We start from the raw sequence: 12,460 nt of genomic DNA on the forward strand, positions 1-12,460 counted from the left end.
GTAACTTTCCGACACACTGCAAGAAATGATTGAGTATGGAGCGATTTTAATTGTTTTATCCATAAAAAAACCAAAAATGAGCCACTTTTAACAAAAAAAAGAGCAACGTGATAAAAAATTGGCGATAAAACACAACTGATACGACCAATTATTTGTACATTTTATTGACACTCTACACCGGGATGCAAACCCAAAGTTGTAAATAAATAATTTTCGTAGACCGAATAGACATTTTTACTGTAAAGCACCGCTAATTGAAGTCGTTATAAGTTGTTGAAAGTCACGCTTGCGATTCATATTTGCATTTTCCGGTGTGCTTTTTTCGCTGAGGCTTTGTGACTTTTTTTCATGTAAAAAAGTCTATCGTTTTACATGAAATCAGGTGATTACTGGGTGTTTTCGTGGTTTTTTTGTCTAAAAAACAGACAGTAGACAAGGTGCAGGACTAGGAATATATTTATAAATTCGTACAAAAGTAATGCATTTATGCATTGCAAAAGGGTGGTAAAGGATTACCAAAAGGTGATGTTTTATTGTGTTTACCAAAAAGCATTTTTACAGGTTTCAGTGGAGGGAGTTCTTATGAACCGACCAACATTATCCCTAGCTCAGTCTAGTCTAGCTATTGGACTACTGCTAGCCTCACAAATAGGCGCAACTGCGCCTAAGATTCACGAAGTTCAACCATACCCGTCGGATTCGCCGACCAATTTAGTTATTTGGGGCGTTGGGTTTGATAGTCCCAGTATTTATTTTGGAACGCACACGGACCCACTTGCTATCAGCGCTGATCAGTCAGCGTGTGTCGATATGGAGTTCAATCCAGCTCCGCCATTAGATCCCACCGACTTTCAGTGTGTGGTTGTTGATTTGCCGTATGTAACCAATGGTACTCCCGCTGTTCCTTCCGGAGATTACCTGTTAAAGATTGTCGTCGAAGGGGAAATTAATATATGTGGTGACACAAAGCCCACATCGATAACGTTTCTTTATGAGCCCTCGAATTGCTCTGGAGTAAATTATCAAAGTAATGCTAGTTGCTCAGGTGACATGACAGGAGCAATCGGTGGTACCGATATTTCAGTATTTGGAAAGGATGCTGATAAATGGTACTTCCCTCCAGTAATTTTCCCTGGTGAACATATAAGTTTTGGTCCAGATCCATCGTCTTATAACGATAACGGTAGGATTTGGGGTAATCAGTTAAACATTGAGTTCAGTGAAAACGGTTTAAATCAAACTATAGGCTTACATACCTCTTGTTCAGAACCATTAAATATTGGTGATACCTTCGGTAGCTTCGTACTTGTCGATTTTGAAGGAAGTGCTGGAGAACCTACTGATCAAATTGACTTATACGATTTAACTATTGGCGCTACTGGCCCAGCAGGTCCAGAAGGCCCTCAAGGCCCGCAAGGTAAAAAAGGTGATGCTGGTGATCAAGGCCCTACAGGCCCTCAGGGTGATCAAGGTCCACAAGGTAAATTAGGTCCAGCAGGTGCTGATGGTGAAGATGGTCAAGATGGTGCTCAAGGCCCACAAGGTAAAGTCGGCGCTAAAGGTGATACCGGTGACCAAGGTCCACAAGGTAAAGTCGGCGCTAAAGGGGATACCGGTGACCAAGGTCCACAAGGTAAAGTCGGCGCTAAAGGTGATACCGGTGACCAAGGTCCACAAGGTAAAGTCGGCGCTAAAGGGGATACCGGTGACCAAGGTCCACAAGGTAAAGTCGGCGCTAAAGGTGATACCGGTGACCAAGGTCCACAAGGTAAAGTCGGCGCTAAAGGGGATACCGGTGACCAAGGTCCACAAGGTAAAGTCGGCGCTAAAGGTGATACCGGTGACCAAGGTCCACAAGGTAAAGTCGGCGCTAAAGGTGATACCGGTGACCAAGGTCCACAAGGTAAAGTCGGCGCTAAAGGGGATACCGGTGACCAAGGTCCACAAGGTAAAGTTGGTGCTAAAGGTGATACCGGTGACCAAGGTCCACAAGGTAAAGTCGGCGCTAAAGGGGATACCGGTGACCAAGGTCCACAAGGTAAAGTCGGCGCTAAAGGTGATACCGGTGACCAAGGTCCACAAGGTAAAGTCGGCGCTAAAGGGGATACCGGTGACCAAGGTCCACAAGGTAAAGTTGGTCCAGCGGGTGTTGACGGTCAAGATGGTGCACAGGGGCCACAAGGTAAAATGGGTCTAAAAGGTGACACTGGAGACCAGGGCCCACAAGGTAAAATTGGTCCAGCTGGTGCTGATGGTCAAGATGGTGCTCAGGGTCCACAAGGTAAAATGGGTCTAAAAGGTGACACTGGTGATCAAGGTCCTCAGGGCAAAATTGGCCCTCAAGGTAACCAAGGTCCACAAGGTAAAGCTGGTGCTAAAGGCGATACCGGTGATCAAGGTCCTCAAGGTAAAGTTGGTCCTAAAGGTGACAAAGGGGATAAAGGGGATGCCGGAGATGATGGTATCGGCTCTAACCTAATGTGTTTCAGTACTGACCAAACCATTGGCACTCAAGGTAAGTTCATGGGACTCGGTCAACAAGCTGGTGATCATGACAGCGTTGGTGTTATCAGTCCATTTGCCGCTGGTGCAGAAGTCTTAACGCTGGTAGTGAAAGCTGCTCAAGGTAATAACGCTAACTCTGGTGTCGCGGTCTTGTATCATGATGCCTCAGGGGGCGCGCAAGGCGGTGAACCAGTAGGAACTGCACCGAATAATCAGTGTGTTCTTAGTGATACTCCTGTGAAAAGCGTTTGTAAAATCACTTTCAGTACCAATAATGCGCTTGAGTTGTTCGATAGTTTGAGTGTGTTTATCCAAACTGATGGAGGTAGTTTCGAAGGTGGCTCAGCTTGTATCTTAATCGACCCTGATGGTACTGATTAATATACAACGAGGATGTAGAAAAGCCTGGCTTAGCCGGGCTTTTTCTACGATTAGTGGTGATGTTTAAGATAGGTGGTATGCAAATGAAGGATTTATTTGTATTTAAAATATTCAAACTTGCGGTTTTATATTGTGTGCTTGTGGTGACGTGTTGCTATGGTCGATTGGTACTAGCTAACCCATCAGAAGTGCGAGTAAGCGATAACGCTATTAATAACGCCGTCGAAATGACGGGGCGCTGGAATCAAGGACCTGTATATGCCAGCGTTACCAGTGGTAACTATCTCTACTTCGGTTCCTCAGGAACGGTCAGGGTGGTTGCTGTTGAAAAGGATGGTGCCGGTAATGCTATCGCATGGGAAGAGGTAGCTTCGATAGAAACAGATGGTGTCGTCAGAGATATGATCATTCGTGACAACTATCTTTATATCGCTGATGGGTCAGGCTGGTTACGCCTGGTCAATGTTAAGAGTCCAAGTAAACCCAAGCTTAGTGGAGCACTTGAGCTGAACAGTGAAATCAAAGCCATACATTTTGAAGGTGAGCGTGTGTATATTGCTGCTGGCTGGGATGGGATCCATGTTATCGACGTTTCAAAACCAAATAAGCCCGAGCTTATCAACAGCGCTCCATCGAAAGGGTACTCATTAGATGTTGTAGTGAAAGACTCTATCGCATATGTGGCAGCAGGCCATGATGCTGGATTACAAATTTCAGACTTGTCCGAGCCTAATAAGCCGAAAGCCCTAGGCTCGCACCCCATTGCAGGAAGTGCCTCTGGTATTGATACTGATGGTCGTCACGTCTTTGTGGTTAATATGGACGATCATGCGCCTAGCCTGAGTATTTTCGATGTTTCCAATAAGGAAAGTCCGACGCAAGTTGCGGCAGAGCCCTTAGAGTATGGCGCTGAAAGAGTTAGGGTAGAAGGTGATTTAGCCTATGTCGCTGGTGTCGCCAACGATGCTGGATTAATTGTGATAGACGTTTCAGATCCTACAAATCCTAAAAAGTTAGGCGCATGGTGGGATTCAACATGTTCCGAGTCGGTGACCATTGATAATCAAATTGCTTACTTGGCTCATGGTGATCAGGGCCTCGAAGTATTAGACGTTCGTAAACCTGATGCACCGACTGTGATTAAACACTTTTCGGCGGCTGGGCACGTTAGAGGGATTGATACTCAAGGAGCTTACGCCTATGTGGCAAACGGTTATCGTGGCTTGAAAATCGTTGATGTCACTGACAGTGCAAATCCCAAAGATGTTTCCGAGCTTAAAACCTATCGGGCACTGGATGTTGATGTGGCGGGGCCATTTGTTCATGTCGCCGATGACTGGGCTGGCTATAAACTGATTGATATCTCAGATCCACAGAACCCAGTTGAAATAGCGGCTCTTGATACGCCTGGTTATGCTGAAGGCATCCAAGTGATAGGGCACTACGCCTATATTGCTGATGGTGAAGGCGGACTGCGAATCTTGAATGTGTCTAATCCAGAGCAGCCCGTTGAAGTCGCAGCCGTGGACTTGGGCGGTTATGCCTATGAAGTCAGTGTGCACAATGACATCGCTTATGTGGCCGCTGGCAAAGCAGGCTTGGTAGCAATTAATGTCAGTATGCCCACCAGCCCTATCATACTGGATAAATACAAGTTTAATGAGAGAAAATTTGAGGCCAGGGGCGTCGAGCTTAAAGGCAGTCATGCTTATCTTGCTGCAGGTTACATGGGAATGCTTGTGGTAGATATCACGAGCCCGAACGACTTGAAAAGTGCCGGTATATTCGAGAGTAAAAGGCGCGCTAATAACGTCAGTTTATTTGGGAATAAAGCTTATTTGATCGACTCTGCATCAGTTAAGGTTCTTGATATCCGCAATCCTGAGGCGCCAGTCTATATTGGCGAACGCGAGTTACCGGCCAATGGTGCCCGAATACATGCCAGTGACAACGGCGTGTACGTGGCTGGCATGGAGTCGGGGCTATTAATTTTTGAGCAATAACTTGAGTCCAGTTTGGTAAAAAGCGTGCAAGGTGCACGCTTGTTGCTATTACTGTTTAGATAACTGTTTCGATAAGTGCTTATCACGGTAGTTTTCATACCAAAGTTGCGTTGCTCCACAAACTGCAGCAGGCATAACTAATAAATTGAGAACGGGTACCATAGTGCATAACATCACTAAGCTCCCGAAGCCCAAGGTGCCGCTTCGAGTTGTTTGCAGGGTTGATAGCATATCATCAAACGGAATCTTGTGATTATCCATCGGATAGTCGATGTACTGAACCGACATCATCCAAGCATTAAACACGAACCAGATGATAGGGAAGGCGATAGCACCGATAAGAGGCACAAGCAGCACTAACAGGCAAAGAATGGCTCTAGGGATGTAATATTTAAGTTTTGTCCACTCACGCTTTAGCAAACGCGGGGTATCTTTGATTAAGTCTTTAAAACCTTGATCTTCAATGGGGCCATCAGAATGACCGCTTTCAGCGTGTAATTTGCGCTCTACTGCCTCAGCCAAGAGTCCATTAAATGGTGCCGCAATCCAATTCGCCAACATGGAGAAGAAGAAGAATATAAATAAAACGGCACCAACGATAACAATTGGCCAAACCAGCCAAGCAAGCGCTGTACCAAGCCATTCCCAAGTGCCCCAGCTGGTGATCGTCTGTTCAATCCAAGCTGCCCAAGATGAAATTTGATTTATTAGGTAAATCAATGCAATAGTTAGCAAAGTTAAATTGATGCCTAAAGGGATAAAAACATACCGTTTGATGCCTTTTTGGAGCAACATCCTAAAGCCACTGGCTAAATAATGAGCACCTTCAAAACTATTTTGTGCCATACAATGATTTTTTACAGTTACTATGTGCTAAATGATGCAAAATAATTTACACTTAAACGCTTTAGATTATAACCCTAAAATTGTTACAGAGCCTTTCAGGCACCTCTTTAGTGAGAGCTTGCAAGAGAATACGTAAGAGAATAAATGCGATTAAAACAAATAAAATTAGCAGGATTTAAATCATTCGTTGATCCAACGACCGTATCTTTCCCAAGTAATATGACTGCTGTAGTCGGCCCGAACGGCTGCGGTAAATCAAACTTGATTGATGCTGTACGCTGGGTGATGGGGGAGTCATCGGCAAAAAACCTTCGTGGTGACGCCATGACTGACGTGATATTCAACGGTTCGACGGGACGAAAGCCCGTTGGGCAAGCCAGTATTGAACTGGTTTTCGACAATTCTGATGGCACTGTTAAAGGCGAATATGCCAGCTTTAACGAAATCTCGGTTCGTCGTATGGTTAATCGTGAAGCCCAATCGAGTTATTTCCTTAACGGCACTCGCTGTCGCCGTAAAGATATTACCGATATTTTCTTAGGAACCGGTCTTGGCCCTCGCAGCTATGCGATTATTGAGCAGGGTATGATTTCGAAACTTATCGAGTCAAAGCCCCACGAGCTACGTATTTTCTTAGAAGAAGCCGCTGGTATCTCAAAATATAAAGAGCGTCGTCGTGAGACCGAGAATCGTATTCGCCATACGCGTGACAACCTTGACCGTTTGAACGATCTTCGAGAAGAGTTAGGCAAACAGTTGTCGCATCTAAAGCGACAAGCTACGTCTGCTGAACGTTATAAAGAATATAAAGCCGAAGAGCGTGAGTTAAAGGCTCAATTAGCCGCTATTCGCTGGCAACAATACAACGCTAAAATTGAGGCGCTGGACGAAGCTATCCTCAAAATGGAAACGGAAGTTGAGGCCAAAGTGGCCGACCAGCGTCACTCTGATAGTGAAATTGAAAAATCACGTGAGCTGCACGTTGAACTGACGGATGTTCATAACGAGGTTCAAGGTCGTTTCTATGGTATTGCTGCTGACATTGCTCGTTTGGAGCAAGCGATTGAGCACGCACGCCAACAAAAATCACAGCTTCTTGAAGATAAAACTCAGGTTGAGTCGTCGCTTGATAAATTACGTGATCAGTTAAAGTTCGATGAATCAAAGCTTGAAGAAATGATGACGGAGTTGCTGCAAGCTGAGCCAGAGCTTGAGATGAACTCTGAGCAAGTGGAAGAGCAACAACAACAGTTAAACGATTTAGAAGAAGATATGCGCATTTGGCAACAAGATTGGGATGCTTTTAACCAACAAGCCAGTGCTAATGCTCAGAAAGCTGAAGTCGAGAAAACACGTATTCAGCATCTTGAATCACACCTATCTCGTCATCAAAAGCGTATCGAGGAAATTAAGGAAGAGAGTGGTCAGCAACAATCCGGCCCTATGGAAGCCGAGCTAATGAAAGCCGCTCAGGAATTGAGCATTGCTGAAGAGCAAGCTGAAAAACTCGAAGAAGAGGTCCAGGACGCTGTAGAGAAAATCAATCAATCTCGACAAGAACAACGACAGCACAACCAAAAGCTAGAAGAGACCCGTAAAGAATTACGCGGGTTAGAGTCGCGAAAAGTGTCTCTAGAAGCTCTGCAAAGCGCGGCCTTGGGTTCAGACAATGAGCAGGCGGTTAAATGGTTGGAGTCAAACAATCTGACTGAGCAAACTCGTTTAGCGCAGAACTTGAGAGTTGATAGTGGTTGGGAAATTGCTGCGGAAACCGTATTAGGACAGTATCTTGAAGCGGTTGTCGTGGATTCGCCTAACCAATATGCTGATAGCTTATCCGAATTGGCTTCAGGCTCAATATTACTCGTTGAAGGTCAATCGTCGAGCAGTGCTGAGTCAGGTCGTTTATCCGACAAAGTGAAAGGCGCTTCAGCGCTTAATGGCACTCTAAATAATGTTTTGGTTGCTGATGATTTAGCAGAGGCGCTGAGCAAACGTTCTAACCTATCCGAGCAAGAGTCTATTATCACTAAAGATGGTGTTTGGCTCGGTAAAGATTGGTTGCGCGTTACTCGTGCTAGCGATAGTGAATCAGGCATCTTAGAGCGAGAAGCAGAATTAAGTGAGATCTACCAAAAGATAGAACAACAAGAAGCGATTTTAGACGAGCTTGAAGAAACCAAAGAGCAGTTATCTGAACAGTTAAGTCAGTTCGAAGAAACCTGGCAGACAAAGCAGTCACAGTTGGCACAAGCTAATAAAAAACACAGCGAACTTCGTGCTAGCGTAGGTACTCAACAAGCGAAGCTTGAGCAAGCACAAGGCCGTCTAGAGCGATTGAAGCGTGAGCAGCAAAACATTATCGAGCAAGTGCATGATGATGAAGCCGCGCTTGCAAAAAGTCGTCAGCTGATTGAGCAGTTGCTCGATTCTATGGAACAAGATAGCGACAAGCGTGAAAAGTTAATGGCCGAGCGTGAAGAGCGTCGTGTCCAATTAGAAACGCGCAGAACGCAAGCACGCGAAGCAAAAGAGGCTGAGCAAAAGCTTGCTATTCGTGTCAGCGCTTTGAAAGCCGAAGTTAACTCAACCCGCTCCGGCTTTGAGCGTGTTAACTCTCAGATTGGTGAGTTAACTTCACGCAAAGTAGAGTTGGAAAATCGTTTGAGCAGCGACCGTGACCCTTCTGAAGAGTATAAAATTGAACTGGAAGAGGCTTTAGAAAAGCGTCTTGTGGTTGAAGAAGAGATGAAGCAGGCTCGTAATAAACTCAGTGAAATTGATGAAAAAATGCGTAAGCTTGAGCGTTTACGACATGAAGCTGAGCAAGGTGCACAAGGCGTACGTTCGCGTTTAGAAAAACTTCGGATGGATTGGCAGGAAGCTAAAACACGTCAGAACACTCAGTCTGAAATATTGAAAGAAGCGAAGCAAGATGTCGAAGAAGTCCTCCAGTCATTGCCTGAGAACGCTACTGAAAATGACTGGTTAGAGCATATTGAACAGGTAACAGGTCGTATCCAGCGTCTCGGTGCGATTAACCTTGCTGCGATTGAAGAGTTTAAAGCCGCAGAAGAGCGGAAAGTGTATCTTGATGCTCAAAATGATGACTTGGAAGAAGCGCTTGAAACCTTAGAAAGTGCTATACGCAAAATTGACCATGAAACTCGTACGCGATTCAAAGAGACCTTCGACAAGGTGAACAAAGGCGTGCAGGAGCTATTCCCGAAGGTTTTTGGTGGCGGACATGCTTATCTTGAACTAACCGGGGAAAATCTTTTGGATACAGGCGTGGCAGTTATGGCCCGCCCACCAGGTAAGCGTAACTCAACCATTCACTTGCTATCTGGCGGTGAGAAGGCGTTAACAGCAATTTCGTTGGTTTTCTCCATCTTTCAACTGAATCCAGCTCCATTCTGTATGCTTGATGAGGTTGATGCGCCGCTGGATGATGCAAACGTTGGGCGTTATGCGAATTTGGTTAAAGAGATGAGCCAGCAGTTGCAATTTATTGCGATTACGCACAATAAAATTGCAATGGAAATGGCGGATACATTATTGGGCGTTACTATGAGTGAACCTGGTGTGTCTCGTGTGGTCTCAGTTGATGTCGATGAAGCCGCAGCATTAGCAGCTTCTTAGTACGGTAAATCTAGTTAAGGGTGATGTAATGGAGTGGCAACTCGCAATATTGCTGGCTTTGGTAAGCCTTGTCATTATTGGCTTTATTTATTTCGATGCAAAGCGTCGTTCTAGAGTGCGAAAAGAGCGCGTTGAACGCGAGCTTTATCAAGAGCGGTTAGAGAAAAGCCGTGATAAAACAGGGTTTGATGATGACGGGATCGGCCAGGTTCGAGTTGTTGGCGAAGAAGGTGAGTCTAATGACGCCATCAATAACGAGCCATTACCTGAGCATGACCCTATAGTATCTGAGCCAAAGTTTGAATCCCCAGAGCCCGTTGAAGTGAATACAGCTGAGCCAGCTCAAGAAGACATTGTTAGTGCAAAGCCACCAGAAGAGTCTATCGTTACTCAGCAGCAAGAAGCGAAAGAACCAGTTGAGCCGACTATTTCAGAAAGTGACATTCCTGTTTTAGACGATGCTCTTTTTGAATTTACCAAGGAAAGCCTTAAAAAAGATCAGACTAAGCTAGAAGAAGCAAAAACAGAACCTACTGTTGAACAACCTCAACAAACATCTTTGTTTGACGAGCCAGAAGACGAGCCAACGATTGAAGCTGAACCTGAGCTAATTTTCTCTTTGTTTGTTGTTGCTGGCCAAGATTCTCCATTTAAAGGCCCCGAGCTTGTTCAGTCATTGGTCGAGCAAGGGATGCGTCACGGTGAGATGGATATTTTCCACCGTCATGCTCAAGCGAATGGTCGTGGTGCAGTCCAGTTCAGTTTAGCCAATGCTTTTGAGCCGGGTGTTTTTGATCTTAAGAAAATTGATGATCTCGAAACCCGTGGTCTAGCATTATTTATGACACTACCCGGACCACAGAAGCCAATGAAAGCTTATGATTTGATGGTGAAAACGGCAAAAGGCATCACTAAAGAGTTAGGCGGTTACGTACTAGATGCCACTAAAAGTAATTTCAGCAAGCAAATTGAATCACACCATCGTGAGCAAATTGTAGAGTTCGAACGTAAGCAACTCCTTCAAAAATAATTATTCACTATGACTGATAAAACCGACAACGTACAAAAAGAGTTGGAGCGGTTACGCTCCCTTATTAGTGATTATAACTATCAATATTATGTTCTAGACGATCCCTCTGTGCCCGACTCAGAGTATGACCGATTATATAGAGAGCTTCATGCACTAGAGTCAAAGCACCCTGAATTAATTACCGAAGATTCACCAACGCAACGTGTTGGAGCAAAACCAGATTCTGGCTTTGAAGAAGTCATTCATGAGCTTCCTATGTTATCTCTTGATAACGCTATGGACTCAGATGAAATGGTTAACTTCAATCGGCGGGTTAATGATAGGCTTGCTCAGTCAAAAGATATTGAATATGTTTGCGAGCCAAAGCTTGATGGGCTAGCGATCAGCTTACTCTATGAGAATGGTATCTTGACTCGGGCTGCTACTCGAGGGGATGGTTCGCAGGGCGAAAACATTACGCTTAATGCTAAGACTATTCGCTCAATCCCATTAAAGTTACGCATAAATAACCCACCCGAAAGAATAGAAGTTCGGGGTGAGGTTTTTATGCTAAAACGTTCATTTGAAGCATTAAATGAGGAAGCAAAGGCAACGGAAAGCAAGGTCTTTGCCAATCCTCGTAATGCGGCAGCAGGTAGCTTACGGCAACTGGATCCACAAATCACAGCCAAACGTAATTTGTCATTCTATGCTTACTCCATGGGCTTGGTATCGGATGATTTTAAGTTAGCAGACAAGCATTATGACCGTTTGTTACAAATAAAAGATTTAGGCTTGCCCGTTTCTAACGAGGTTAAGGTTGTCAGCGGTATTGAAGAATGTCTTGATTATTATCGCGACATCTTAGAGAGACGTGACGCCTTAGAGTATGAAATTGATGGTGTCGTTAATAAAGTTAATGATATTGCCTTACAAGAGCGTTTAGGGTTTGTGGCAAGGGCTCCTCGTTGGGCTATTGCTCATAAGTTTCCTGCGCAAGAAGAAGTAACCCAGTTATTAGGTGTCGATTTTCAAGTAGGAAGGACAGGTGCTTTAACACCAGTGGCCAGACTTAAGCCTGTGTCGGTTGGTGGCGTGACAGTCAGTAATGCCACGCTTCACAATATGGATGAGATTGAGCGCCTTGGTGTTCGAGTAAAAGATTACGTTATTATTCGTCGTGCCGGCGATGTGATACCGCAAGTTGTGAGTATCATAGAAGAGCGTCGCCCTGATAATACCCTTGTCATAAAAGCACCGTCAGAGTGCCCTGTGTGTTCATCACCTGTGGAGCGTGCCGAGGGAGAGGCTGTCATTCGCTGTACTGGTGGCCTTATTTGCTCATCACAGCGTAATGAAGCTTTAAAGCATTTTGCCTCACGTAAAGCAATGGACATTGATGGTTTAGGGGACAAGCTTGTTGAGATTTTTTCAGACAAAGGCTTTGTTAAGTCGATTAGTGATTTATATCGTATAACGAAAGAGCAAATTACAGGGCTTGACCGGATGGGGGAGAAGTCCGCCGACAACTTGTTAGTGGCTCTGGAAAAGAGTAAAAGCACAACGTTACCAAAGTTTCTCTATGCTCTTGGCATTCGTGAAGTTGGTGAAGTAACGGCTAAGAATATTTCGAATCATTTTTTAACCATTGAAGCCATTATGAGGGCGCGACAAGAGGAGCTTGAGTCTGTGTCTGATGTTGGTCCTATTGTTGCGCAGCACTTGCGAGCATTTTTCGACAATGACGACAATCGTCAGCAAGTTAAAGAATTGATGGAGCTTGGAGTTCATTGGCCTGAAATAGAACAAAAGTCTGATGAAGAGCTACCTCTTAAAGATAAGACCTTTGTTATTACTGGTAGTTTTGAAGGGGTTAGTCGCGCTGAAATAAAAGAGAAGCTTGAAAGCTTAGGTGCAAAAGTGGCTGGCTCAGTGTCCAAGAAAACCACTGCGTTAATAGCAGGTGAAAAGGCGGGCAGTAAACTTTCAAAAGCTGAGTCGCTTGGTGTGGAAGTTCTAGGGTTGGAGTTTCTCGACAACTTTTAGTCAGAACTTGTTTGGTCGAGGAGTGGAT

General features: G+C 44.8%; 6 protein-coding genes. 5 read left to right on the forward strand and 1 reads right to left on the reverse strand.

The genetic code is table 11. The features are described 5' to 3' along the window. Positions 1–582: 582 nt before the first annotated feature. Positions 583–2,886, forward strand: coding sequence for a collagen-like protein (locus TQ33_RS05160; RefSeq protein WP_046562319.1), 2,304 nt, complete (start codon positions 583–585; stop codon positions 2,884–2,886). 83 nt (positions 2,887–2,969) lie between these two features. Next, positions 2,970–4,889, forward strand: coding sequence for an LVIVD repeat-containing protein (locus TQ33_RS05165; RefSeq protein ID WP_169745462.1), 1,920 nt, complete (start codon positions 2,970–2,972; stop codon positions 4,887–4,889). A gap of 48 nt (positions 4,890–4,937) precedes the next feature. Here TQ33_RS05165 and cysZ read toward each other — a convergent pair whose 3' ends face one another. Further along, positions 4,938–5,735: a sulfate transporter CysZ gene (cysZ, locus tag TQ33_RS05170; RefSeq protein ID WP_046561110.1), complete on the reverse strand. Its 798-nt coding sequence runs from the start codon at positions 5,733–5,735 to the stop codon at positions 4,938–4,940. A gap of 144 nt (positions 5,736–5,879) precedes the next feature. Between cysZ and smc the strand changes: the two genes are divergently transcribed. From smc to ligA, 3 genes are read left to right on the forward strand one after another with little or no spacing between them, the layout of a single operon-like run. Continuing rightward, the gene (smc, locus tag TQ33_RS05175) at positions 5,880–9,377 is read left to right on the forward strand and encodes a chromosome segregation protein SMC (RefSeq protein WP_046561111.1); all 3,498 of its coding nucleotides are present in this window, start codon (positions 5,880–5,882) and stop codon (positions 9,375–9,377) included. Positions 9,378–9,405: 28 nt separating this feature from the next. Beyond that, positions 9,406–10,407 (forward strand): cell division protein ZipA, encoded by a 1,002-nt coding sequence (zipA, locus tag TQ33_RS05180; protein WP_046561112.1) that lies wholly within the window; start codon positions 9,406–9,408, stop codon positions 10,405–10,407. 9 nt (positions 10,408–10,416) lie between these two features. Beyond that, the gene (ligA, locus tag TQ33_RS05185; protein WP_046561113.1) at positions 10,417–12,432 is read left to right on the forward strand and encodes an NAD-dependent DNA ligase LigA; all 2,016 of its coding nucleotides are present in this window, start codon (positions 10,417–10,419) and stop codon (positions 12,430–12,432) included. Positions 12,433–12,460 lie beyond the last annotated feature (28 nt).

It is taken from the genome of Kangiella geojedonensis (genome assembly GCF_000981765.1).
Taxonomy (GTDB): domain Bacteria; phylum Pseudomonadota; class Gammaproteobacteria; order Enterobacterales; family Kangiellaceae; genus Kangiella; species Kangiella geojedonensis.